Raw genomic sequence first — 23875 nt, forward strand, 5'->3', positions numbered from 1 at the left:
GCCTGAAGACGGCGAGCGCGTATGCGTGGAGAGATGGCCAAAGTAATTACTTTCACAGCCAATCTTCTGGCGGAGACGACTTATGAGTTTGCTGCTTGGAAATCGGGTAAGACTCAACGGGCGAGCGGGGAGTCGTTTCAGGTGGGCGGCAAGGGTATCAACGTGAGCAAGATGCTGAATCGGCTAGGGGCGGACAATCAGGCGCTCTGTTTTCCTGGAGGCAGTTTCGGCCCCGCCTGCGAGCAGTGGCTCGCTCAGCAGGGGATCGATACCTTGGCCTTTCACGAGGGATGTGTCGCTCGTTCGGGTTCGGTGATTCGGAGTGAGGGCAGTGATGAAACGACGTTTTTGGGAATGGATTCCATTGTATCCGAAGAGGCGATACAGGAGGCCGTGGCGGAATTGAAAGCGCTGGAGGAGCCGATTGTTTTCACTGTTTGCGGTTCGGTGCAGGGGTGGGAAGACGCTCGGTGGGACGCTCTTAGGGATTGGGTGGAGTCCCGCGGAGAGGAGGTGAAGTTGGTCGTCGATAACTACGGGCCCAGCTTACCTTGGTTTGCCAAGCAGAAACCGGAGCTGGTTAAGTTTAATCGAGACGAGTTGGAGCTGTTGTTCGAGGGGGAGGAAAAACGGCGGTCGACGGATGAGCTTCTGGGGTTGGCCCGGGAGCGGTTTGGTTGCGATCGTTGGATCGTGACGAATGGGGCCTCGGAAATTTGGGTAGCGGATGGGGATGAGCCGCCCGTTGTGTTTTCGCCCCGCGAGGTGGAGTGTGTATCGGCGACAGGCTGTGGGGACGTTTTTCTGGCGACTGTGATCGATTGCCTGTATAATCGTGATGGATACGATCTGTTGTCGGCTGCGAAACTGGCTGCCGAATATGGGGCACGAAACGCGTCGGAAGCCGGAATTGCGGAATTTGAGCTGTGAAAGGGAGATGGCGGGTCGGTGCCCCGCCCTACAGTTGCCACCTTGGGAGTTGCTTTTTAGGGACGTAGGATTGAGATCTGGGGCTAGTGAGTCAGAGCGAGTACATTCATGTCAAGGGGGCGCGGGAGCATAACCTTCGGAACGTCGAGGTGCGGATCCCTCGGAACAAGTTGGTGGTGATCACTGGAGTTTCGGGATCGGGTAAGTCTTCTCTGGCGTTTGATACCTTGTACGCTGAGGGGCATCGCAAGTATGTGGAGTCGCTCTCCACGCAGGCTCGTCAGGCGATGGCTCAGCTGAAGCGGCCGGATGTGGATTTCATTCATGGGCTTTCTCCGGTTTTGGCGATCGAGCAGCGGGCTTCAAATGCGTCGCCGCGCAGTACGGTGGCGACGGTAACGGAAATTGCTGACTACGCGCGTTTGCTTTGGGTGATCCGTGGGGAGCAGCGTTGCCCGAAGGACGGAGGTTTGATCAAGCGGCAGACTTTGGATGATGCGGTGGATCAGGTGCTTGCTTTGCCCGAGCGCTCGCGGGCGATGCTTCTGGCTCCGTACATGACGGCGAAGTCGGCGGTGCTGAAGGAGGAGTTGCCCAGGCTGAGGCAGAAGGGATTCCAGAGAGTTCGAGTGGCCGGGGAGATCGTAGATGTTGATTCTCCAGATTCGGTTTCGGGAAGGGGTGAGCTGCGGATGGATATCGTGGTGGATCGTCTTGTTATTGGCCCGGACCAAAAAAGCCGTTTGGCGGATTCTCTTGAATTGGCGTTCAGCGAGGGGAAGGATCGGGCGGTCGTTTTGTATCAGGAATCGCGCGACGCTGAGTGGCAGGAGCTTTCTTTGAGTCGGAACCTCTCGTGCGGGGATTGCGGGACGGTCTATGAGCCGGTCACGCCGCGTCATTTCTCTTTCAATACGGCGGAAGGCTCGTGTCCAGAATGCGGCGGGCTTGGGGAGACGCGTCGGTTCTTGGATGAGCTAGTGGTTCCGGATCCGAGCAAGAGCGTGAAGGGCGGGGCGCTGAAGCCTTTGCGGATCGGGGGGAAGCAGCTGATTATTCGTCATAACGCGTTGTTGCGGCAACTGGCGGAACAGTTGCCTTTTGATCCGACGGTGGCCTGGAAGGATTTGCCGAGCGAGACGCGGGAGCAGATTCTTCATGGGGTGCCGGATCGTGAGTTTGAGTTTAAGCTGACTCGCAGGAAGACCAAGCCGGCTCCGGTCTCTTATGATGGAGTGATTCCAATTCTGACCAAGGCGGCTCGGGAAACGAAGAGCGATGGCTATCGGGCTCGCTTGATGACTTACCAGACCGAGCAGGATTGTCCGTGTTGTGGCGGGCATCGCTTTAGCCCGCGCAGCGCGAACGTCTTTGTGGAAGGGGTGAGTTTGCCGGAGTTTCTGGGGATGGATGTCGAGAAGGCGTATGCGTTTATCTCGGGACTTGATCGGGAAGGAAGTGATGTCTCGACTTACGGTGAAGTGATCGAGGGGATCGAGTTTCGTTTACGTTTCTTGAAGGAAGTTGGCTTGGATTATCTGACGTTGGAACGTGGATACAGCACGCTCAGTGGTGGCGAGTCGCAGCGCGTGCGTCTGGCGACGCAGCTCGGCATGAGTTTGATGGGGGTGGTTTATGTGCTTGATGAGCCAAGCATTGGTCTGCACGCGAAGGATAACAAGAAGCTCGTGGAGACGCTCAAGGAACTGAGAGACGTTGGCAACTCGGTGGTCGTGGTGGAGCATGATGAAGAAATGATGCGAGCGGCGGACCACTTGATTGAGATCGGTCCTGGAGCTGGGCATTATGGCGGGCAGGTTTTGTATGAAGGAAAGCCCGAAGATTGTTTGGGTGCAAAGGATAGGGCGCTGTCGACCGGAGCCTATCTATCTGGCGAACAATCCTTGGGGAAGTCCGCCGAAACGCTGACCCCTAGCGAGCGATGGGTAGAGATAAAGGAAGCCTCTCACCATAACTTGCAAAACGTAACGGCTCGCATTCCTGTTGGTCTGCTAACGTGTGTTACGGGTGTTTCGGGCTCTGGAAAGTCTACGTTGATCAATGGGATCCTCGCGAAGGCTGCTGCCCGCAGGCTCAACCGTTCGAAGGATATCCCGGGCAGTCATAAAGGGCTGGAGGGACTGGAACATTTCGAGCGTGTCGTCCGCGTAAGTCAGGAGCCGATAGGGCAGAGCCCGCGCTCGAATCCGGCGACCTACACGAAGTTGTTTGATGCGCTTCGTGATTTGTATTCCAAAGTTCCACTGTCGCGAACTCGCGGGTACAAGGCGGGACGATTCAGCTTCAATGCTCGAGGGGGACGCTGTGAACGCTGCCAAGGGCAGGGGGCGATCAAACTCGACATGCTTTTCATGAGCGATGCCTATGTGGAGTGTCCGAGTTGCAATGGGAAGCGTTATAATCGTGAAACGCTTGAGGCCAAGTATGCTGGTTTGAGCATAGCGGAGGCATTGGATCTGTCGGTAGACGAAGCTTGCGAAAAGTTTAAGAACGTTCCGCGTATTATCGAGAAACTGAATACGCTCGAGCAGGTGGGGCTTGGCTACTTGAAGTTAGGGCAAGCGGCTAACACGTTGAGTGGCGGAGAAGCACAACGCTTGAAGCTATCTCTTGAGCTTTCCAAGCGGAACTCGGGCAAGAATCTCTATATTTTGGACGAGCCGACAACTGGTTTGCACTGGGCGGATATTCAACGACTCGCGGACTTGCTCTTCCGGCTGCGGGATCAGGGTAATACGGTTGTGGTGATCGAGCACCAATTGGATTTCGTGCGGCTTGCCGATTGGTTGATTGATCTTGGACCAGGGGGTGGATCGCGCGGTGGCGAGATCGTTTATGAGGGGTCGGTGAAAGATGTCGGAGCTTGTGAGCGTTCCGAGACGGGAAAAGCGTTGCTAATTTAACTGGCTCAACGGGTAAGTTTTTGACCCGTTGTGGTGTTGGCTGTTGGATAGTACGTCTTCGACCTAATCAAACACCCCAATATGAGCCAAATCACCCTGACGATTAATGGCGAATCCCATACGCTTGATGTCCCTCCGGACATGCCTTTGTTGTGGGCGCTTCGTGACAAGTTGAATCTCACTGGTACCAAGTACAGTTGCGGAAAAGGTCTTTGCGGCACTTGTACGGTACTGATGAATGGGAACGCGATGCGGTCCTGTACGTTTCCGGCTTCGGGAGCGGTGGGGATGGAGATCACGACGATCGAGGGCTTGGATTCTGAAGCTCAGCATCCGGTGCAAAGGGCATGGCAGGAAGTTGATGTGCCGCAGTGCGGATATTGCCAGGGAGGTCAGATCATGACTACGGTTTCTCTTTTGAGTCGTGTGGAGAATCCTGATGACGAACAGATCGATGCGGCTTTGAATGGCAATCTTTGCCGATGCGGGACTTACAAGCGAATTCGAAAGGCTGTGAAGTTGGCGGCTGAATACACGTCGGCGGATAAGAAAGGAGGTTCGCAATGATTGCCAAAGCGTCATCTCGTCGCTCTTTCATCAAGGTAGCGGCTCTTGCTTCTGGGGCGTTAATCGTGGGAGTGAGTCGAACCCCTTCCGCTAAGGCTAACGGCAAGGCGAAGATCGAGGTCTGGGAGCCGAACCTCTATGTTCGGATCGACCCAAATGGAGTTACAACGATTGTATCCAAAAACCCGGAAGCGGGGCAGGGAGTAAAGACGGCTTTCCCGATGGTGGTGGCCGAGTGCCTCAATGTCGATTGGGAGACGGTGAAGGTCGAGCAGGCTCCGCTTGATGAGCGTTATGGACGCCAAGCCGCGGGCGGTAGTCGCGGGACGCCTGATGGCTGGGACGATTTGCGCATCGCTGGGGCGGCGGCTTGCTTCATGTTGAAATCGGCGGCGGCTAAGAAGTGGGGCGTATCCAAAAGTGAATGTGCTGCCGAAAACGGATTTATCGTCCACAAGGCATCTGGAAAAAAGCTCGCTTACGGCGATCTGGTGGGACTGGCGGCGAAAGAGAAACCGCCGGAAGTGGATGCCTTGGAACTGAAGAGCCGTCCGGAGGAGTTTAAGCTGCTGGGCAAGTTCGTGCGTGGGGTGGACAACAAGAAGATTTTCACCGGACAGCCTTTGTATGGTTGTGACACACGTCTGGATGGGATGCTTTACGCGGTGTTCCAGAAGTGCTCCGTATTTGGAGGACGGGTACGCAAGGCGAATTTGAAGGAAATCGAAAGGCTACCCGGAGTTCGCTATGCGTTTGTGGTCGAGGGAGGCACCAGCTTGCGGGGCCTGCAGGGAGGCGTCGCTATCGTCGCGGAAACGTGGTGGGAAGCGGAGTCGGCTCGGAAGAAGTTGCGCGTGGACTGGGATGCTGACAACGCTAACTCTACTACCAGTTTCGAGGAACAGGCGGCTCGCCTTGCGAAGCAGGAGGGCAAGACGGTTCGCGAATATGGAAACGTAGCGAAGGGATTTGACAAGGCTCACAAGGTTTTGGAAGCGAGCTACTATTACCCCTTTGTTTCGCACGCAAATATGGAGCCGCAGAACTGTACGGCACATTTCGATAGAAGCTCGGGGAAGATGACGCTTTGGGCTCCTAGCCAGAATCCGGGTTCGGGGCGTAATTTGATTTCCAGGACATTGGGGATTCCTCAAGAGAAGATCCATGTGAACCTCACTCGCATGGGCGGCGGATTCGGGCGTCGTTTGACTCCGGATTTTATGGTGGAGGTGGCAGCGATCGCGAAGGAGGTGAAAGAGCCGGTACAGCTTCAGTGGACGCGCGAGGACGACATGAAGCATGACTTTTATCGCCCCGCCGCTTGGCATCACTTCAAGGGCGGCGTGGACAAGAGTGGTCGTCTTGTGGCCTGGGATCATCACTTCATCACTTTTGGAAACGGTAAGAAGCCTGTGGCTGGGGCCAATCTTTCGGGGAAGCATTACCCGTCCGGGCTGACTCCAAACTTTCGGTTGCGGCAGTCTATGATTCCCTGCCAAGTGCCTACGGGGCCTTGGCGTTCTCCGGGGCATTCGGCGTACTGCTGGGCGTTTCAGAGTTTCTTTGACGAGCTAGCCGAATCGGTATCGGTGGATCCATTACAGTTTCGTTTGCAGCTTTTGGAAAAGGCGCATGGGACGGCTCCGCTTGATTTGCATCGAACGCGGGAGACCTTGAAGCTGGCGGCGAAGACGGCCAATTGGGGGCGTTCCTTGGGCGAAGGGCGAGGGCTAGGGATGGCCTTCCATTTTGACCACGGAGGGTTTACGGCGCATATCGCGGAAGTGTCGGGCGACTCATCGGGCAAGGTAAAGGTCGAGAAGGTGTATTCGGCTGCTGATGTTGGCCCGATCATCAACATGAGCGGAGCCGACAATCAGGTGGAGGGGTGCGTGATCGATGCGTTGAGTACGGCCCATGGCGAGGTCACCGTTAATGGAGGAGCCGTGGATCAGAATAACTTTGACGACTACCAGCTGCTTCGAATTGGCCAGGCTCCGGATATTGAGACGGTGTATTTGCAAAGTGATAATCGGCCTGCTGGTTTGGGCGAGCCCCCGATTGCGGCGGCGACGCCTGCGATTACGAATGCGATCTATGCTGCAACCGGAATCCGGATACGCGAGCTGCCGTTGAGTAAGGCTGGGGTGACGATTGGGTGAGGCTTTGCTGCTGAGGCTCGACCGCCGGGCGAGCCGTGGAGGGTGGTTGTGCAACACGGTCCGCCACTCCTTCGCCGGAGGCTACGGCGGCGCGCAGCCGGCGGTCGGACCCTACCTTAGAATGCAGGGCGCCTTTCGGGTTGCGCTGAGATGCTTGAGGGGTAGTTTTTTGTCGTTTTGTTACCCTCCTCAGTTGCTGAATCGCCGAATCCTCGATCTCGCAACCGCTCTACCTTGTTGATCGCTTTGGCGGCGCAGGTGGCGGTGTTGCTGGTGTCTGTGTTTGTGATGGTGGATCGGGATGCGGTGGTGGATCCGCCATCGTTTTCCGGCGAGCGGGTGGTAGAGGTAGCGCGTTCTGAGGAGAAGCGTCTGGATCGAGTGCGGGAGTTGAGTCGGCGGATGTCGAAGCCGAGGAGTTTTCAGCCGCTGGCAGTGGAGCAGTCGTTTCGGAACGATTTGCCAGCTTTGCCGGTCATGCCGAAGGCTGATCTGGATTTGGATCGTTTGGAGTCTTCTCTGATTGCGGAGGCGCAGGATTCGTTGATGGGTGGTGTTTTGTCGGATCTGTCGGGCCAGCTTGGGAGCGCGGAGTCCGCTGCGGAGTTTTTCGGAGTGAAGGACAGTGGTCGCCGGATCGTGATCGTGGTGAATACGTCGGCATCGGTCGTGCGGAAGGCGGCAGCGAAAGGTGTAAGTATCGAACGACTACAGGATGAGGCGTTGCGGTTGGTGGAGGGGCTGCAGGCTGGGACTCTCTTTGGGCTTGTTCAGTTTAGCCAAGGGACGAAAGTCTTCTCGGAGCACCTTGCTCCTGCCTTGGTAAGGAACAAGCGAGCGTTGAAGGAGTGGATTGCTCGTGAGTTAAGGGGGAATCCCAAGATCGAGGACCAAGAGCTGTTGGGTCATGAGGCGGCATTGGCGCTCGCCTTGCGTTGGCAGCCGGATCTGGTTTTTCTGGTGACGGATGGTTCGCTCAATCGAAGAACTTTGAAGGCGGGAGGTGGCTATGCGTATCCAAAAATCAGTTTCGACGAACTGCTTCGCTTTGCGGATCGTCAGGTTCTGGAAACGGGAGCTCGACCGACTTTGCACGTGATCGGCTTCGAGCTTGGTGAAGGGGAGCGCGAAGGTTTGGAGCGTCTGGCGAAGCGTTTTCGGGGCAGTGTGCGAGAGCTTTAGGAACGGTAATAGAGGGCCGTGGGATTACGTAATAGTACTTGCGAAATTGAAAGCCTTGGCTTGTGTGGTGGGATGCTGCGACTGGGAGGAACGTTGAATAGATGGCTTGGGGCCGGTGGCCTTGCGTGTTCGATGCTTGTCTCTTTGGGGGCTGAGGATCTGTTTGACTTGAGTTTCGAGGAGCTGCTGGAGGTTAAGATTACGTCACGTCGTTTTGAGGAATCTTATGTGGAGGTGCCGCGATCGATCTCGGTGGTTACGGAGGCGGATTTGAGGGAAGGGAGTTTCCAGGATCTGCCGGAGGCGGTCGGGCAGTTGCCGAACGTTTCGGTGAGGGAGAGTTTCGGACGTTGGCGCAGCAAATTGGTTTCTCGCGGGATCGGAAACATAGCGGGGGAGAATGTTGTGGTGCTTCTGGTGGATGGGCTGCCGATGAGCAGCTTCGGGGAAAGTGTCTCTCTGCATGATGTGGAGCGGATCGAGGTGCTTCGAGGGTCGGACGTGGCGCTGTATGGTCGAGGCGCGTTTGCTGGAGCCATCAATATTATCACGAAGCGCCCGGGCGAAGGGGCGGGGGGGCGTGTTTCGGTCGGCTTGGATGACGAGGGTGGTTATGACGCCTCTCTGGTCCATGACTTTGAGTTCGGGGCGGAGTTTGATCTCATGTTTACAGCTCGTAGCTACGAAAAGGAAGCGGAGTATGAGAACACGCTGGGAACGGGGGATTCAGAAGTCGGGGGCGAGGCGTCGGACGAATTTGCCTTGAGTGGGAGCTGGCAGGCGAATGGACCGCTCACTCTGAATTTTCGTAGCTTGTATCAGGATGTGGATGACGGGCCGTTGCCTGCCTATCTGCAAAGCAGCGCCTTCAATAACTGTTTCTTGGACTCGCGTCCCCAATACTATTGTGGCGTTCTGGCGACGCCTTCGGAGATCGGGTTGAACTTGGATCGGGAGTACTTGGAGCCCGGATTCCAGAGGGAGGTAGGGATGCATCATCTCGCCTTGAAGTGGGATAGCGGCGGGCCGGAGGTGGAGTTTAAGGCGGGGCTTCAGGATCAGGATTACGAAGTGGGATTCGATGGAGATTTCTACGAGCTCGAAGCGGCGTACACGAGCCGGACAGGCAGTTTGGATGAATTGTCGTTGGAGCTCGTAGCGAATTGGGAGCTCGGATTGTCGGATCGCTTGCTTTTGGGGGTGGCGGAGTACTCGCGGGAGAGCGTTTTCCGGCAGGACCAGACTTTGATCGTTTTTGGTTCGCCGGTCTTTTCCGAGGGAGAGCTAAGCGGGTCGGAGGTGACGAACACGGCGGTTTTTGCGAGCTACGATTTCCAGTTGGGAGATGCTGGGTTTGTGACGGCTGATCTCCGCTACGCTCGGGATGAGATTGAATATATTCGGGGCGAGGAATCGGGGAGTGAATCGTGGTACGCGTGGACTCCGAGCTTAAGCTATCGCCGCGATTGGGGGAGCAATGGTTTACTTTACGGAGCCCTTTCTCAGGCCAAAAAGCCGGGTGGGTTTAACGCGGAGCTTCGAACCTTGAACTATCTGGATGAGGCGGCTCGAGAGGAGGCGATGGTGTTTTTCACCTTTGATGAGGAGAAGGTGACCACCTTGGAGTTTGGGGCTAGAAATGAGGCTTGGAATGAGACGCTTTGGTGGGATCTGAGCGTCTATGCTAGCGAGTGGGACGATCTGCAGTTTTCGCAGAGCCTGAGCTATCAAGATGGAGAGGGAAGAACGCGCCGGGCTGGGACGATTGCCAATGGAGGTCGAGCTGAGCTTTACGGTTTCGAGCTTGAGGGGCGGCTTGCCTTGACCGACCAGCTTGAAGCGAGCCTAGGCGTGGGCTATTCGTATTCGAAACTCGACGACACTTACACGACTGCTCAAGAGGACCTGACTGGGGACGGATCGGTGAGCGGGAATCGGGTCCCTAACGCTCCGGAGTTTGATGGTACGTTCGCTTTGACTTACCGTACCGAGTTGGACGCTGGCTTGGAGCTTTTTGTGCGACCGGCGTTTATTTACGAAGGGGAGCGATTCGTGGCGGAGCACAATTTGGCGGTCTTGGAGGATTTGGAGCGCTTTGACCTGACGGTCGGATTGAGCGGCGAGGACTGGACGCTTTCGGTTTGGGGGAAGAACTTGAATCAGGACAACGCCTTGGAATCGGCCAATCGTTTTGGCGATGCGGCCACCTTTTTTGTGAGGCGGGCCTTCGGCTTGGATTTGCCTGATAAGCGGCGGATCGGAGCGAGCTTCAGCTGGCGTTACTAGCTGCGTTTTTTTTAAATGGATAAAGGCCGAACAGGAATGGGATATGTCCGGTCAACGCCCGGACCTACAGACGTGGAATCGGATGTTTCTGGAGGTCGCCGCGTCGAGGCGACATTCAAGGTGCGACCAAACAAAAGAAAGTGGTCCTAGCTGAGATAGGCGTGGCGCGGCGGACGTGGGCTACCTTGGGGGGTAGGTGGAGAGCCAGAGTTCGACCTCGGCTGGGTGGCCGTGGAGGGCGAGTTGCTCGGAGATTTCCGGGTGGCTGGGGTAGTCGACTTTGTGGCGAGGGTCGCCGGGGAGCTGCGGGAGCGTGGCGCGGGTGAGGTCCCAGCAGGCCCAGGCTCGCCACTTGCGTTGTTCGCGTCGTGGTTCGCCGAGCCGGTCGGCGTAGTGCTGGAAATGTACGCGGGGATTGCCGAGGAAAGCGCCGTCGGGAGCGGCTTTAAGGATGTCGACGAGGGCTGCGTAGGGGAGCGGCCATTCCTTGAGCACGGCTTCGTCGCCTTGCAGATCGGCCCCCCAAGCCCGGTCGAGGCAGAGGATGGAGCGAGCGGGAAGGCGTTGTTGCCAAAGGTGTTGGGCGTATTGGAGGCAGGTGAGGTAGAAGGCGGCTCCTCGGTCCTCTTTTCGGTATCGATTGAGGGCTCGCCAGTCCATTCCCGGTTTGGCGGGCGGAAGCGTTTCGAGCGAAGCGAGGGGATTCATTAGGCCTTTTTGCTGTGTTTCGGGGGTGAGAACTTCCTGTTACAGGAAGGTTTCGGCATAGGGTATTCGCTGAATCGACATTCTCTGTAGAAAAGAAGCAATGATTTGTTGCAAGGGTCTTAAATATCGCCGTAGGTGGTGGCTTTTCATTCGAGAATCGGCCAGCAATGGCTGACAAAACCCGCCGACACGACTATTTTCACTCACTCCTTTGTAGACATCATCTTTGCCATGCCGACGAAGATTGCTCCGGATTTCATCCCATCGCGCGACAGGATCGCCCAAAAACTTCAGCCTAATCGATGAGCGACCCGATTAAACACGAGTGCGGTATTGCTCAAGTTCGCTTGAAAAAGCCGCTTGAGTACTATCAAGAGAAATATGGCACCCCGCTTTGGGGCTTTTACAAGCTCTTCCTCCTGATGGAGAAGCAGCGCAACCGCGGCCAGGACGGCGCGGGTGTCGCGGCGGTGAAGTTCGACATGCCGGCCGGCGAGCCCTACATGTTCCGCGAGCGGAGCGTGAAGAGCAACGCGTTGGACCGCATTTTCAAGGACACGCTCAAGGGCTACCAAAAGCTGATTCGCAATGGCGAGGTGCTTCCGGACTACGTGCCTTCGATCAAGCGCAAGTTCGACTTCGCGGCGGAGCTCTACATGGGTCATCTCCGCTACGGCACTTCGGGCGGTTATTCGCTCAGTGTGTGTCATCCGTTTTTCCGCCGCAGCAGTTGGCCGACCAAGAATCTGATCTTGGCGGGCAACTTCAACATGACCAATACGAAGGAGCTCAACGACAGCTTGATCGCTATTGGCCAGCACCCGATTTTCGCCACGGATACGCAAGCCTTGCTCGAAAAGGTCGGCTTCCACCTCGACGAGGCGCACGACAATCTCTACCGCTACTTGCGCGACGAGGGGCATACTAATGACGAGATTGCCGAGAAGATCGTTACGGGTATCGATTTGCCTAAGGTTTTCCGCAAGTCCGCGGAGTCTTGGGATGGTGGATACGCTTTGATTGGCGGTATCGGAAATGGTGACAGTTTCATTTTGCGTGATCCGTTAGGCATCCGTCCGGCTCACTATTTCGAAGATGACGAAGTATTCGCGGCCGCTTCCGAGCGAGCTCCTTTGATGACGATCTTCGACAAGTCGCTTGAAGACATCAAAGAGGTTCCGCCTGGTCACATCATCGTGATGAAGAAGTCCGGGGAGATCCTCGACGAAGCTTTCCGCGAGCCTGAGCCCGAGCAGAAGCAATGTTCCTTCGAACGCATCTATTTCTCGCGTGGAAACGACGCGGACATCTACAAGGAGCGAAAGGCCTTGGGCGCGGGACTTTGCAACCAGATCATGGAAGGGATCGATCGCGATCTGGAAAACACCGTGATCAGCTTCGTGCCGAATACCTCGGAAGTCGCTTACTTCGGAGTGCTCGAGGAGTTGCGCATGATCCGTCGCAAGGCGGTGAAGGCGGCGATCTTGGATGCGGCGGAAAAGGGCGAGCTTGATTCCGACGTGCTTGACGAGCTCGTGATGAGGAACTGGCCGCGTGGCGAGAAGATCGCGCACAAGGACCAGAAGCTGCGTACCTTTATCTCGACCGAAGACTCGCGTAACGAGATGGCGTCCCACGTCTACGATGTGACCTACGGAATCGTGGAGCCGAAGGACAATCTGGTTTGTGTGGATGACTCTATCGTACGCGGGACTACGCTGCGAAAGTCTGTGCTCAAGATTCTCGGTAGCCTCAATCCGAAGAAGATCATCATCGCTTCGACCGCGCCGCAGATCCGCTATCCTGATTGTTATGGCATCGACATGTCCGAGCTCGGCAAGTTCATCGCGTTTGAAGCGGCGATCGAGTTGCTGAAGGAGAAGGGCAAGAAGGACGTGATAGCTGACGTTTACCGCAAGTGTTTGGATGCCGAAAACGGTGATGCTCCCAACACGGTCAATTACGTGCAGGAGATTTATAAGCCGTTCACGGACGATGAGATTTCCGCTAAGATCTCCCAGCTTGTGTATCCATACGACAACGACTGGAGGGGTGAACTCCAGGTGATTTACCAGACTGTTGATAATCTCCACAAAGCCTTGGATGGGCATGATGGCGATTGGTATTTCACTGGAAACTACCCGACACCCGGAGGCTTCCAGGTGGTGAATCGCGCTTTCATCAACTACTTCGAAAAAGCCAAAGGCCGCGCCTACTAATCCCTAACTGCTAAAATACGATAGGATCCGTTTATAAGATGCCTGCGAAGAAAAAGACTAAAGCTTACGCCGCTGTGGGCGTGAATATCGACTTGGCTGACCGCATGAAGGGCGGCCTCAAAGAATCGCTCAAAAGCGCGTCTCGCCCGGAAGTTCTCGGTGCGGTTGGCGGATTTGGCGGATTGTTCGACCTTTCCAAGTCCAAGTACAAGGAGCCAGTGCTCGTTAGCAGTATCGATGGTGTGGGTACGAAGCTGAAGCTCGCGTTTCAGTCCGGCAAGCACAAGAGCGTAGGGCTCGACATCGTAAACCACTGTATCGACGACATTTCCGTGATCGGAGCGGAGCCGCTTTTCTTCTTGGACTACCTCGGTCTTGGAAAGCTTGAGCCAAAGGTTTTCAAGCAGCTTCTGGCTGGCATCTCTGAAGCTTGCGCCAGCGCGAATTGCGCTTTGATTGGGGGCGAGACAGCTCAGTTGCCCGATATGTATTCTGAAGGCGAATACGATATCGCTGGTGTCATCGTGGGTGTCGCGGAAAAGAAGAAGATGCTTTCCGGTTCTACCATCCGTCCCGGTGATGTGGTGATCGGTCTTCCTTCGAGTGGTTTGCACACCAATGGTTACACGCTCGCTCGCAAGGTGATCTTTGATCAAGCGAAGCTGACGCTGAAGGATAAGGTGCCTGGCACGCGTCAGACTGTGGAAAAGGCCCTCATGGCTCCGCACACGAATTACGCGCCGTTGCTCCAGCCATTGCTCGCGGAGTTCAACAAGGGCCGTTCCTCGAAATTCCGAAAGGACAACGCGGTGTTCGGTATCGCCCACATCACAGGTGGCGGTTTCACGGGCAACATCCCGCGTATCCTCCCTGAGAAGGTGGACGTCGAGATCGACACCACGACTTGGGAGCCGTTGCCGATCTTCAAGCTGATTGGAGAAAAGGGCGGAATCGACTTCGACGAGATGTACGAGGTGTTCAACATGGGCATCGGCATGACGCTGGTCGTTGATGGCAAGCAAGCGGACGATGTGCTCGCGTTCTGTCACGCCGCTGGCTGCAAGGCGGTCAAGGTTGGCCAAGCGGTCAAGGGTACCGGCAAGGTAAGCTTGAAGCGATAGCTCCAAACTCAGTTCATTTTTGAAACCGCAGTCAGCTTGGGCTGCGGTTTTTTCTTTTTTGTAGGGGGTGACCGCCGTGCCAGGCCTAGGTCCGGCACGGCGGCCGGGACCTTAGCTTTTCCGAAGCGAGGAAAGAGATGGCGTTTGCTTTGGGATAGGGCATGCTCGGACGGCAAATGAAACGGCTTTGTGTATTTTCGCATCTCTTGGTTCTGCTGTTTGTTTCGGCTTGCTCGCCTAAGCCTGACTATCAGGTTGCGGGGGCTCATTGGCTTGAGTCTAAGCAGGGGGGAGGAATGTACGACGTATTGGCGTATCCACTCGTTGAGGACGAATTGACTTATCTTGAAGGCAGCTTTGCCGCGTTGGAGAGTGCTGCGGCTGCGAATCCTGAGGTTTGGGAAGAAATCGCTGTGGCGGACGATCTGATTTGGGCGGCCAATCAGGGCTCGTTCTGGGATGGGGCGGATTTGTTGGGGCCTGACGTGATCGCCGTGAGTTTAAAGCTCACCTTTTTGTGGGAGTTTGCTTCGGCGGAGGAGTCGATGGAGGACGATATTCGCGAGAATCTGAAGTTTGTTGAGCAGAGGGCGCAGCAAGAGGGGGCGACGGCGGAGTTGCTGGCGACTGCGGATACGATGCGGGCTCTATTGAATGTCATCGAGGCGCATAAGGAAGCGGCAGCGTTCGAATACTATGCGGAAAACAAGGAGCGGATCGATGCGGCGCTTGACCGATTCACATCGATTGGAGAACAATAGGGTTTTAACAAACAGAGAAAATCATGCTCGTTCACACAGTACTCTTCAATCTCACTCCTGGCATGAGCGACGAACAGGTCGCTGCATTCGAAAAGGATCTCAATTCGCTCGCGACGATCGATGTCGCCAAGGCTTGCTACATCGGCAAGGTCGCTGACACCGCCAAACGTCCGGTAGTGCAGACTGACTGGGACTACATGTTGACCGTGATCGTAGAAAACGTGGCGGACCACGACATCTACCAGGACCACCCGACGCACCACGCTTTCATCGCGAACCAAAAGCAGTTCTTTGGACAAGTTCGCGTGTTTGACTGCGAGTAGTTTTTCGTAGGGCGGAGCTTTAGGGCGTGCCGGGAATGCTTGATCTTGCATGACGGACGCGGGCTAAAGCGCCGCGCTACTGGATTTTGGATACGTCCTTTTTTGTGACGCTTGGGTTAATTGACTAAGGGTCTCAGGGTTGATGCCTTGACAGTTTGGGGGATTTGGCTAGAAAGTAATTCCCCATGGAAGCTGCCCTTATGGAGCCGGTCTTAGTGCTTAACCGGTTATGGCAGGCGGTAAATGTGATTGCCGCCAAGCGGGCTTTTTCGCTCCTCGCGAGCGGTCATGCCCAAGTTGTCCATGCGGAAGACGAGAGTTTCGAAGTCTTCAACATGATGGATTGGGTCGATTTTTCGCGGCACAATCCACCGGTCGGCGAGCTGGAGCTCGTGCATACGGTGAAATTTCCGATTCGGGTGCCGAGAGTTATTTTGTTGTCGGTTTTCGATCGTGTGCCGCGAAAGGAGATCAAGCTCACCCGCCACAACGTATTCGAGCGGGACAAGTATACCTGCCAGTATTGCTCGAAGAAGATGCCTTCAGAGGAGCTCAATCTAGACCACGTGATTCCGCGTCACTACGGAGGCAAGACGACGTGGGAGAACATCGTTTGCTCGTGCATCAAGTGCAACTCGCACAAGGCGAACCGTTTACCTCATGAGGCCAAGATGCATCTGATCCGCAAGCCAACGGCTCCGAAATGGCGTCCGGTGATCAATCTCGCTGCCCGCGGGAAGAAGCAGGAAGCCTGGAAGCACTTCCTCGACATCGCCTATTGGAACGTCGAGCTGGAGAAGTAGGGCTGTTCTTTGGCGCTTGGGATTGCTGCGATTGCTGGCCGGGCGCCCTCAGTCGATGTCGAAGACTTGTTCGAGGTCGATGGGTTCTTTACTGGTCTCTGGGGTGCCTAGCGGGTAGTTGAAGCTGAGGTGGAGTTCGGTGGCGGTCGTGGATTCGATTTCGATCTGGCCGCCGAGTTCGTTCGCGTCGCGTTCTGCTCGGGAGATGAGGACGGGATCGATCTGCTGGTTGAGCTTGCCGTTGCAGACGACGTCGAAAACGAGGTTTTCTGGCTGAAGATCGACGCCGAAAACGACTTCGCCTTCGAGCGTGCAGTGACTCGCTGACTCGGCGAGTGTGCGGAGGAGGCGAAGCATGGTCGGGTCTTCGAGTTCGATATCGAGATCTCGGTCGAGGGAGATGGAATAGTGGACGTCCACGATCTTGCGTGAGAATTCTTCGACCAGATTGCCGAGAATGGTTTCCAGGGAGTGTGGAGAGGGGGCAGTTTCGGTGGGCTGCTTGGGTTCCGTTTCGAGGCCGATTGCGAGCGGTTCTTCCTCTTTTTCAGGTTCCTCGAGCTCGATGTCCTTGGTCATCTCGATGATGGTCTCGGGTTCTGGGACTTGCTCTGAAGAGAAGGTGGGCTCGACTGCTGGGGCTTCCGTTTGCGGCGCTTCGTCTTCTGGTTCGACGGCAAGGGCCGGTGGCTCCGGTTTTTCGAGCGGAGGCTGGCGTTCCAGGATTTCGTTGAGCAGGGATAGCTGGGTTTCGCTTTGGGCGACAATGGCTTCGATCTCCTGACCGACTTCCTTGAGGGAGCGTTCTTGCCAGGAGGTGGAGAGTTTTGAAGAGAGTTGGTTGATGAGAGTGATCGGCGTTTTGAGCTCGTGCACGAGAGATGGAATCCAAACCGACTTGATGGCAGCGGCTGAGACGGCTCGCTCCATTTGGGTGTAGATTTCTTCGGTTCGCTTTTCGACTTCGGCTCCTACTTTGGACTTTCGCTCGTTTTCGAGGGTGAGCTCGAGGGCGGTTTTGGCCGCTTTGAGGGTTTCGTTTTCGACTCGGATATCGCGAGTGGAGGATTCGATCTCGTCGTAGCGAGATTGCAGGGTTGCGGATTTGGTTGTCTCGTCGGCGAGAGTTTGGCTGGTTTTTTCCAGTTCGGCTTCCAGTTCTTCGGCTTGGTCGCCGGATTCGCGAGCCCGTAGGTTGGCGGCTTCGATGGCGTGTTTGATTCCGTCTTCTTCCTTGGTTTTGGCTCGGGTTTTGAAGGCGAAGCCCTGTTCGCCATGCTCGGCCTCTTTCATCAGGCGATTTAGAGGACTGGCAACGAGCTTGAGGGAACGTCGAAAGGTAAAGAACTGGATGGCAATGATTAGCGTAGCAGCGAGAACCCAGAGAAGCGCAGGGGAGGCTCCGAGAGAGTTTCTGGTTCCTTCTAGAAAAGGAACGTTCATGAAGGCGAGAATGGCGGCGCTGCTAACGGCGCTGACGGCGAAATTTTGGGCGAAGGTCTTCTTGAGATCTTTCATGAGAAAAGCGTGATCAGGTGATGTGACGCTTCTCTAAATCGGATCTCAGCCAGGCTTCTGGACTTTTTGAGGGGTTCTACGGGGTGGGGACGTGAACCCGCTTAAGGGAGCGACCTTCGTCCCCTTGCGCGAGTCGGTTCACATTGGCAGTAGTCAACTCTAGGAGCGAAAACGCAGAGGGGCACTTTTGATACTGCCTGAGGGATTAAACGGGTCAATGTTCAAAACACAAATTGACATCTTGTTTTAGGTTTCTAGTTTCGTCTCATGCCTAGAGGGCCGCGTATCGAGACGAACGATGGGATCTTTCATGTGATCAATCGTGGGAACTACCGTTCCTACGTTTTTGAGGATGAGGGAGCCAAGGCTTCGTTTGAGGTGTGTCTGCTGGAGGCCTGCGATCGTTTCGGTTGGCGCTTGCACGCCTATTGCGTGATGGGCAACCACTTCCATCTCTGTATCGCGACTCCTCGAGGCAACCTCTCCGAAGGTATGCGTTGGTTGCAGGGGACCTTTGCGGCTCGTTTCAATCGCTTTCGCAAGGAGACTGGGCATTTGTTCCAGGGGCGTTTCAAGTCCTTGGTGGTGGAGCCGGGCATGCATTTGTGCGATTTGGTGGACTATATCCATCTCAATCCGGTGCGTGCTGGGGTGGTTGCTCCGGGGGTGGCGAAGTCTTACCGCTGGAGCAGTTTGAATTGGTTTTCCAAACTGAAGACTCGTCCGTCTTGTCTAGATGCGAGCTGGATGTGCAATCGGGAAGGCTTGAAGGATAGTTCGGCAGGATGGAGGAGCTACGCGACCTCGTTGCAGATGAGGATGTGTGATGATCCTAAGGAGCTGGAAAAACTGGAGGCGAGGATGTGTCGGGGTTGGTGTATCGGCGGGAATGAATTCAAGAAAGCCCATATGGATGAGTTCCTGGCCAAAAAGGATACCGTGAGGTTGGGCAAGGAGGCTTTATTGGAATTGAACGAGCTGCATTGGCGAGAGGCTTTGCGGAAGTGCCTGAAGCAGCTCGGCTTTCGGGAGGAGGATGCCGCGTCGGCGAGCAAGTCGGTTGATTGGAAGCTGGCGATCGCCTCTAAGCTCAAGGAGTCGACGAGCGTGAAGAACGCGTGGTTGAGCGAACGGCTCTCGATGGGGTCGCCGAAGGGGATGAGTTCGAATCTGACGATTTATCGTCGCCGGCGATCAAAGTGTCCGCTTTTCGGGAAATTGATAGATTTGAACTTTGAGCATTGACCCCTTATGGGTTAAGGGCGGGTGCCGAAGGTTTGTTGGTACATGGTTTCGAGTTGGGCGATCTCTTGGTCGCGGAAACGGACTTGCTGGCGGAGGCGGGTGAACCATTGGTCGGCTTCGGCTTTGTCTTTGCGGACGATCGCGTCGAAGACCATGGAGGAGAGGGCGACGGGGTTGGCGGGTTCTTGGACGAGGGCGAGGCGCATCTGGGCGACGCCGTCTTCGATGCGATTGTCGGCGAGGTAGGCTTGGGCGAGCGCGATGTAGCCGACGGCTTCGTGGGGGCGGTTCTCGATAGACTTTACGAAGTAGGGGTAGGCTTTTTCGAACTGCTTTTGGGCGACGAGCAGTTTGCCGCGTTCGATATTGAGGGAGGGGGATTCTGGGGCGGCTTTGAGGGCGGCGTCGAGGGTGCGGCGGAGATGGGTGGGGCTGTTGCGTCGCTTGGCGATTTCGATGAGGCCGAGCCAGGCGTCGGAGAAATCGGGCTGTAGTTCCACGCAGCGGCGGTAGTGCTCTTCGGCCTTTTTGTCGTTTTCGAGGTTTTGGTAGAGGCCGGCGATTTGGTAGTGCAGGGTGGAGCTGTCGGGATCGAGCTTGATGGCGCGTTGGGCGTAGCGGAGCCCGGTGCGGACGTCTCCTTGGTGAGCGGCCCAACCTCCGGCGATGGAGACTTGGTAGGCGTCGTAGCTGTCGTCCATGAGGGTGAGGGACCAGGGGTCTGGGATGTCGGCGTAGGAGCCCCACTCGATGTTTTGCAGGACGCGGTTTTCGAGGGCGGGTAGGTCTAGTTTTTCGTAGACGTCGCCCAGCAGGTCGGCCCCGATTTGGAAGTCGCTGGCTTTGACGGCGAGTTCTAGGTGGGCGCGTGCTTCCTTCCAATCTTCTTTGGCGATGGCGACTCGGGCGAGCCCGACGAGGGCGTATGGGTTTTGTTCGTCGAGCGAGAGGGTGTCTTGGTAGACGCGTCGCGCTTCTTCGAATCGGTTTTGTTTGAGGAGTGTATCGCCTAGTCGGATACGGGCTGGGAGGTACTTGGAGTCGAGTTTGATTGTGTCTTCAAAGAGCGGGGTTGCTTCTTCCAGCTGTCCGTAGCCGGCGAGGATGCGTCCGAAGCGGTAGGGCCAACGGGCTTGGCTGGGGTCGACGAGTACGAGGGTGGCGTAGCATTGCCAGGCTTCGTTGGTGAATCCGTTGGCGTGGTAGAGGCGGCTGAGTTCGGCGAGTCCATCAAGTTGACCTTCGTTGGCCTCGGTGGTGGCGTTTTGGATACGGTCGAGGAGCTCGGGATTGGAAATCTGGGCCGCTGGCACTTGGGGAGCGGCTTGGGCGATGAGGGCCGTGGTTTGGGCGCTTTTTTGCCAGAGGAGAAAGCCGCCTGCTGCTACGAGGATGAGGAGGGCGGCGAGGGAGAGTTTGAGTTTCATGGGAAGAGAGTGGTGTAGGGTGGGTGGCCATCGGAGTCGATGGCCGCTACCGTTTGTGGGGCTCTACTTTTGGGGGCGCCAGATCATGAAGCGGCTCATGCGTTCGTAGGGTTGGTAGGCGTGCATGCCGCCGGAGACGATGCTGTATTGTCCGCTGCCGTCGTAGTCGCCGATATCGATGGTGAGGAGCTGGATGGGATTGTGGGCGAGCAGGATGGAGGTGTAGTTCATGTTCCCGTCGTTTTCGTAGAGCATGAGGGATTCGGCTTTGGGGTTTGACCAGTCGTTGAAGCTTGAGAGGGCGAGCACGTCCATATCTCCGTCGTGGTCGATGTCGAGGGTGACGGGGGCGTAGGCGCCGCCGAGGTCGGCGATGCGGTGGTATTTGAAGAAGCCGGAGCCTTTGTTTTCGAGCCACTGGACGCCGTGCCAGGGACGCGGTCCGGGGACGGGATTGGGGCCGAAGCCGTCGCCGTTGGTGAAGACGAGGTCGGGCTTTCCGTCTCGGTTGAGGTCGGCGGAGCTCATGCCGGATATGGCGTAGTCGTCGTTGGTGGAGCCCCAGATGGCTCGGCTTTTTTTGAAGCCGCCGTTGGTGTCGTTTTCGAAGAGGTGGATTTCTTCCCATTGTTGGGAGACGAGGGCGGCGAAATCGAGCCAGCCGTCGCCGTTGTAGTCGTCGATGGTGACGTTGATGGTGCCGGAGAGGCGTAGGACTACTTCGGATTCGTAGTTCCAGTTTCCGAGGTTTCGCATCCAGCGGACTTCGCCTTGGTCGTATCCGAATTGCCCTACGACGAGGTCGAGGTCTCCGTCTTTGTCGAGATCGGCGGCTCGGGCGTCGGTGACGCGTTCGACGTTTTCGAGCAGGATGCGTTGGGTGAAGTTTTGGGAGCCGTCGTTTTCGAGCACCATGAGGGTGCCGATCTTGTCGTTGTTGGGGAAGACGATGTTCATGCAGGAGACGAGGACGTCGAGGTCTCCGTCGGCGTCTAGATCGTAGACTTCGGCGTGCACGGGGGCTTGGGCTTGCTCGGCGATGACGATTTCCTGAAAGCTGCCGTCTTCTTGCTGGCGGAGCCAGACGACCTCGCTGTCTTTGGCTTCGCATCCGATGGCGTCGAGGCGGCCGTCCTGATCGAGGTCGGCGGCTTTGATGTGGGCGACCCAGGGGCGTCGGTCTCCGATCGGGTTGCCGATTTCCTGTCCTGAGAAGCGGTCGAGATCGATTTGGGCCGTGGCCTTAGGCGGTGGCGGGAGTTTTAGGTCGGCTTCCGTCGGGGCGCAGCCTTGAAAGGCGAGGGGTGCGAGGGCGAGGGGGATAAATTGTATCCAGGCGAAGGTGCGGGATCTCATACGGAGTTTGAATTTTTGCCACTTCGCGGAGGGCGGCAAGATTTTACCAACGCTTTGTGGCGGTGTTGCTAAAGAGTGGTTCAAAGGAGGGTAAGCGGCCCAATGTATACGTGTTTATCCGGTGAATACGCTGTTTTGGAGAGGCGATGCTAAAGGTTCCCGCTGCTGGTACGTTGCTTGCTATGTAGGTAATTCCTGAAGGGTGGCCGTTTCGGCCTGATTCGGGATACTACTGGGAAAGGAATCTACAGACTATGGAAAAGGAATCGTTAGCTCGGAAGAGGGATTGGGTTTCGAACGCTTTTAATGAAGAGGCGTTTGGGGCGATGGAGTATCTCATGGGGCGGCTGGCGCAGATCATGGATGCGACGATGCGTGAGACTTGGCTTCCGATGGGGTTCCGGACTCGAATGGTGGAGGAGTTTCCGCTGTTGAAGGAGTTGGTTGTGGATGATCCTGGGGGGCTGGGCGCCTTGCGGAAGCATGTGACGCACCTACGTAGGGTGGGTGATCGTTATACCGGGATTGCCCGGGAGTCTGAGGCGTTGACGGCATTGCGAGAGCTGGAGGCGCGTTTGCAGGCTTTGGAGGCGGATGAGTAGGATTTGGTGCGTGAAATTGATTTTGAGCACTCGATTTCGCTGTCTGGAAACAGTGAATACAGGCGGTTTTTGAGAACTTAGATTGTTTTTGTGGGGATCGTGAAGGACTTGGCGCGTGGGTTGCTAAATCTGTTTTCGAACAAGGAAAGGACTTCCTTGGCGAGAAAACGAATTGAAAGGACATTACGATGAATAGGCAGGCAGCAGAGAAGATAAGAGTGGTGAGTGATCTAAGGGTTCGTACTGCTCAACAGGCGACTGCTGCGACGAACGACTGGTTGCGAGAGCTGGCTGGATTGCTAGATGCGACGATGCGTGAAACGTGGCTGCCTATGGGGTTTCGTTCGTTGGTCGTTCATGAGTTGCCGCGTATGCGGGAGCTTGCTGAGAGAGGAGGCGAGGGGCGTGATTCGTTGCTGGCGACGGTGTCACGGATTCGCGGGGAAGCGGAGCCGTACAAGACGTTTGCGAAGCGTTCGGCTGCCTTTGTCTGTTTGAGGAACTTGGAGGCGGAGTTGAAGGCCTGCCAGTTCGTGGCTTAGAACGTGTTTAGAGATTGGTGGCGGTTGGTGATAGCGGCCGCTACCTGACGCGTATCGAGACTGTGGATGCGTTTGCTGGATCTGGTTTTGGATTGAGCTGGCCGGGGTTCCTGGTTTGTATTTTGGGATGCCCGAGCCTGCTGAGATTGTCGAATCGTTCCCCAGCTTCGTTCCTTTGCTGATAACGTTAGCGGTTGTCGCTGGCTGCACGGTGGGGGCTCGATGGTATTTTGATCGGAAGGAGGCTAAGTTTGGAAAGCACAACCGTTTTTCGCGACCGATCGTGATGTTGGTGCTGGCCGCCTTCGCTTTGGTGGCGGTTATCATCGCTCTGCCGTTGAAGGATGGTACGAAGGATCAGCTTCTTGGTTTGTTCGGTTTGGTTTTGACGGGGATCATCGGCCTTTCGTCGACCACTTTTGTGGCGAATGCGATGGGCGGTTTTATGATCCGTTCGATCGCTTCCTTTCGTTCCGGCGATTTTGTTAGGGTGGGGAACATTTTTGGGCGGGTTTCGGCGCGTGGTTTGTTTCACACGGAGATTCAGACCGAGGACCGGGATCTTACGACTTTGCCTAACCTGTTTCTGGTGACGAATCCGGTCACGGTAGTGAGGAATTCGGGTACGATCATTTCCGCGACGGTGTCGCTTGGCTACGATGTGCATCAGGCGACGGTGGAGCCTTTGCTGGTGGAAGCGGCGAGGAAGTCGGGACTGGAGGAGCCGTTTGTGCGTGTAATGGAGCTAGGCGATTTTTCGGTGGTGTATCGCGTGGCGGGATTGCTGAGCGAAGTGAAGCAGATGGTGAGTCGGCGATCTCAGCTTCATATCAATGTATTGAATACGTTACACAACGCGGGGATCGAGATCTTGTCTCCTAACGCGATGATGCAGCGTCCTCTTAAGGATGGGGAATTGATTGTTCCGAAATCGAATCCGCTGCGACCGATGGGGCCTGCCAAGGATGATGTGCCTGAGAATCGTATTTTCGATAAGGCGGAGGAAGCTGAAATGATTGAGCGTCTGAGTTATGAGCGGGAGGAGTTTGCGAAGGAAAAGATAGAGCTGGAGAAGGCACTATCTGAGCTCGAAGGGGAGGAACTTGCCAAGGCGGAGGAGCGTATCCGGATTTTGGAAACGGATATCGAGAGACTGGACGCCCATCGCGATGCTTTGCAAGGCGATGGGGAATGAGGCT

The 23875-nt window shown here is 56.1% G+C and carries 19 protein-coding genes; 15 read left to right on the forward strand and 4 right to left on the reverse strand.

Going from position 1 to position 23875, the window contains the following annotated elements; translation table 11 throughout:
• The first annotated feature begins 33 nt into the window (after positions 1-33).
• The 6 genes from JIN87_RS18660 to JIN87_RS18685 all read left to right on the forward strand — a co-directional run bounded on the left by JIN87_RS18660 (position 34) and on the right by JIN87_RS18685 (position 10051).
• On the forward strand, positions 34-930 hold the full coding sequence (locus JIN87_RS18660; protein ID WP_200357124.1) for a PfkB family carbohydrate kinase: 897 nt from the start codon (positions 34-36) through the stop codon (positions 928-930).
• A gap of 86 nt (positions 931-1016) precedes the next feature.
• Positions 1017-3854 (forward strand): excinuclease ABC subunit UvrA, encoded by a 2838-nt coding sequence (gene uvrA, locus JIN87_RS18665; RefSeq protein ID WP_325176397.1) that lies wholly within the window; start codon positions 1017-1019, stop codon positions 3852-3854.
• 81 nt (positions 3855-3935) lie between these two features.
• Positions 3936-4421, forward strand: a complete 486-nt coding sequence (locus JIN87_RS18670) for a (2Fe-2S)-binding protein (RefSeq protein ID WP_200357125.1) — start codon at positions 3936-3938, stop codon at positions 4419-4421.
• Positions 4418-6583 (forward strand): xanthine dehydrogenase family protein molybdopterin-binding subunit, encoded by a 2166-nt coding sequence (locus JIN87_RS18675; RefSeq protein WP_200357126.1) that lies wholly within the window; start codon positions 4418-4420, stop codon positions 6581-6583. The genes JIN87_RS18670 and JIN87_RS18675 overlap by 4 nt, the downstream gene beginning before the upstream one ends.
• A gap of 177 nt (positions 6584-6760) precedes the next feature.
• The gene (locus tag JIN87_RS18680; RefSeq protein WP_200357127.1) at positions 6761-7765 is read left to right on the forward strand and encodes a vWA domain-containing protein; all 1005 of its coding nucleotides are present in this window, start codon (positions 6761-6763) and stop codon (positions 7763-7765) included.
• 132 nt (positions 7766-7897) lie between these two features.
• Positions 7898-10051 (forward strand): TonB-dependent receptor, encoded by a 2154-nt coding sequence (locus tag JIN87_RS18685; RefSeq protein ID WP_200357128.1) that lies wholly within the window; start codon positions 7898-7900, stop codon positions 10049-10051.
• Positions 10052-10231: 180 nt separating this feature from the next.
• Here the strand turns inward: JIN87_RS18685 and JIN87_RS18690 are convergent, their stop codons facing one another.
• On the reverse strand, positions 10232-10759 hold the full coding sequence (locus JIN87_RS18690) for a hypothetical protein (protein ID WP_200357129.1): 528 nt from the start codon (positions 10757-10759) through the stop codon (positions 10232-10234).
• 302 nt (positions 10760-11061) lie between these two features.
• On the opposite strand from JIN87_RS18690, the gene JIN87_RS18695 reads away from it, so the two are divergent.
• The 5 genes from JIN87_RS18695 to JIN87_RS18715 all read left to right on the forward strand — a co-directional run bounded on the left by JIN87_RS18695 (position 11062) and on the right by JIN87_RS18715 (position 15986).
• Positions 11062-12978, forward strand: coding sequence for an amidophosphoribosyltransferase (locus JIN87_RS18695; protein WP_200357130.1), 1917 nt, complete (start codon positions 11062-11064; stop codon positions 12976-12978).
• Between the two features lie 38 nt (positions 12979-13016).
• Entirely contained in the window at positions 13017-14099 is a 1083-nt protein-coding gene (gene purM, locus JIN87_RS18700) for a phosphoribosylformylglycinamidine cyclo-ligase (RefSeq protein ID WP_200357131.1), read from the forward strand.
• Between the two features lie 176 nt (positions 14100-14275).
• The gene (locus JIN87_RS18705; protein WP_200357132.1) at positions 14276-14860 is read left to right on the forward strand and encodes a hypothetical protein; all 585 of its coding nucleotides are present in this window, start codon (positions 14276-14278) and stop codon (positions 14858-14860) included.
• A gap of 23 nt (positions 14861-14883) precedes the next feature.
• The gene (locus JIN87_RS18710) at positions 14884-15183 is read left to right on the forward strand and encodes a Dabb family protein (RefSeq protein WP_200357133.1); all 300 of its coding nucleotides are present in this window, start codon (positions 14884-14886) and stop codon (positions 15181-15183) included.
• Positions 15184-15368: 185 nt separating this feature from the next.
• Positions 15369-15986, forward strand: coding sequence for an HNH endonuclease (locus JIN87_RS18715; RefSeq protein WP_200357134.1), 618 nt, complete (start codon positions 15369-15371; stop codon positions 15984-15986).
• A gap of 48 nt (positions 15987-16034) precedes the next feature.
• Here the strand turns inward: JIN87_RS18715 and JIN87_RS18720 are convergent, their stop codons facing one another.
• The gene (locus tag JIN87_RS18720) at positions 16035-17504 is read right to left on the reverse strand and encodes a histidine kinase (protein WP_200357135.1); all 1470 of its coding nucleotides are present in this window, start codon (positions 17502-17504) and stop codon (positions 16035-16037) included.
• A 267-nt stretch (positions 17505-17771) separates the two neighbouring features.
• On the opposite strand from JIN87_RS18720, the gene JIN87_RS18725 reads away from it, so the two are divergent.
• Positions 17772-18749 (forward strand): transposase, encoded by a 978-nt coding sequence (locus tag JIN87_RS18725; protein WP_200357136.1) that lies wholly within the window; start codon positions 17772-17774, stop codon positions 18747-18749.
• An 11-nt stretch (positions 18750-18760) separates the two neighbouring features.
• On the opposite strand, the gene JIN87_RS18730 is transcribed toward JIN87_RS18725, so the two are convergent.
• Both JIN87_RS18730 and JIN87_RS18735 read right to left on the reverse strand, forming a co-directional pair.
• The gene (locus tag JIN87_RS18730) at positions 18761-20176 is read right to left on the reverse strand and encodes a tetratricopeptide repeat protein (protein ID WP_200357137.1); all 1416 of its coding nucleotides are present in this window, start codon (positions 20174-20176) and stop codon (positions 18761-18763) included.
• Positions 20177-20239: 63 nt separating this feature from the next.
• On the reverse strand, positions 20240-21532 hold the full coding sequence (locus tag JIN87_RS18735) for an FG-GAP repeat domain-containing protein (RefSeq protein ID WP_200357138.1): 1293 nt from the start codon (positions 21530-21532) through the stop codon (positions 20240-20242).
• Positions 21533-21786: 254 nt separating this feature from the next.
• Here JIN87_RS18735 and JIN87_RS18740 point away from each other — a divergent pair, with 254 nt between their 5' ends.
• From JIN87_RS18740 to JIN87_RS18750, 3 genes are all read left to right on the forward strand, one after another.
• Positions 21787-22134 carry a hypothetical protein gene (locus tag JIN87_RS18740; RefSeq protein ID WP_200357139.1) on the forward strand — a complete coding sequence of 116 codons (348 nt, stop codon included), beginning with the start codon at positions 21787-21789 and terminating at the stop codon, positions 22132-22134.
• Between the two features lie 188 nt (positions 22135-22322).
• Entirely contained in the window at positions 22323-22676 is a 354-nt protein-coding gene (locus JIN87_RS18745; protein WP_200357140.1) for a hypothetical protein, read from the forward strand.
• Positions 22677-22803: 127 nt separating this feature from the next.
• Positions 22804-23871, forward strand: coding sequence for a mechanosensitive ion channel domain-containing protein (locus JIN87_RS18750; RefSeq protein ID WP_200357141.1), 1068 nt, complete (start codon positions 22804-22806; stop codon positions 23869-23871).
• Positions 23872-23875: the final 4 nt, after the last annotated feature.

The sequence above is a fragment of the Pelagicoccus mobilis genome, from assembly GCF_016595505.1.
GTDB classification, from domain to species: domain Bacteria; phylum Verrucomicrobiota; class Verrucomicrobiia; order Opitutales; family Opitutaceae; genus Pelagicoccus; species Pelagicoccus mobilis.

Coding starts and splice junctions, on each gene's coding strand:
- JIN87_RS18740 (WP_200357139.1), top strand. CDS start 21,787: ATGGAAAAGGAATCGTTAGCTCGGAAGAGGGATTGGGTTTCGAACGCT.
- JIN87_RS18660 (WP_200357124.1), top strand. CDS start 34: ATGGCCAAAGTAATTACTTTCACAGCCAATCTTCTGGCGGAGACGACT.
- JIN87_RS18720 (WP_200357135.1), bottom strand. CDS start 17,504: ATGAAAGATCTCAAGAAGACCTTCGCCCAAAATTTCGCCGTCAGCGCC.
- JIN87_RS18705 (WP_200357132.1), top strand. CDS start 14,276: ATGAAACGGCTTTGTGTATTTTCGCATCTCTTGGTTCTGCTGTTTGTT.
- JIN87_RS18735 (WP_200357138.1), bottom strand. CDS start 21,532: ATGAGATCCCGCACCTTCGCCTGGATACAATTTATCCCCCTCGCCCTC.
- purM (WP_200357131.1), top strand. CDS start 13,017: ATGCCTGCGAAGAAAAAGACTAAAGCTTACGCCGCTGTGGGCGTGAAT.
- JIN87_RS18685 (WP_200357128.1), top strand. CDS start 7,898: ATGCTTGTCTCTTTGGGGGCTGAGGATCTGTTTGACTTGAGTTTCGAG.
- JIN87_RS18750 (WP_200357141.1), top strand. CDS start 22,804: ATGCCCGAGCCTGCTGAGATTGTCGAATCGTTCCCCAGCTTCGTTCCT.
- JIN87_RS18695 (WP_200357130.1), top strand. CDS start 11,062: ATGAGCGACCCGATTAAACACGAGTGCGGTATTGCTCAAGTTCGCTTG.
- JIN87_RS18690 (WP_200357129.1), bottom strand. CDS start 10,759: ATGAATCCCCTCGCTTCGCTCGAAACGCTTCCGCCCGCCAAACCGGGA.
- JIN87_RS18670 (WP_200357125.1), top strand. CDS start 3,936: ATGAGCCAAATCACCCTGACGATTAATGGCGAATCCCATACGCTTGAT.
- JIN87_RS18730 (WP_200357137.1), bottom strand. CDS start 20,176: ATGAAACTCAAACTCTCCCTCGCCGCCCTCCTCATCCTCGTAGCAGCA.
- JIN87_RS18715 (WP_200357134.1), top strand. CDS start 15,369: ATGGAAGCTGCCCTTATGGAGCCGGTCTTAGTGCTTAACCGGTTATGG.
- JIN87_RS18745 (WP_200357140.1), top strand. CDS start 22,323: ATGAATAGGCAGGCAGCAGAGAAGATAAGAGTGGTGAGTGATCTAAGG.
- JIN87_RS18710 (WP_200357133.1), top strand. CDS start 14,884: ATGCTCGTTCACACAGTACTCTTCAATCTCACTCCTGGCATGAGCGAC.
- JIN87_RS18725 (WP_200357136.1), top strand. CDS start 17,772: ATGCCTAGAGGGCCGCGTATCGAGACGAACGATGGGATCTTTCATGTG.
- JIN87_RS18675 (WP_200357126.1), top strand. CDS start 4,418: ATGATTGCCAAAGCGTCATCTCGTCGCTCTTTCATCAAGGTAGCGGCT.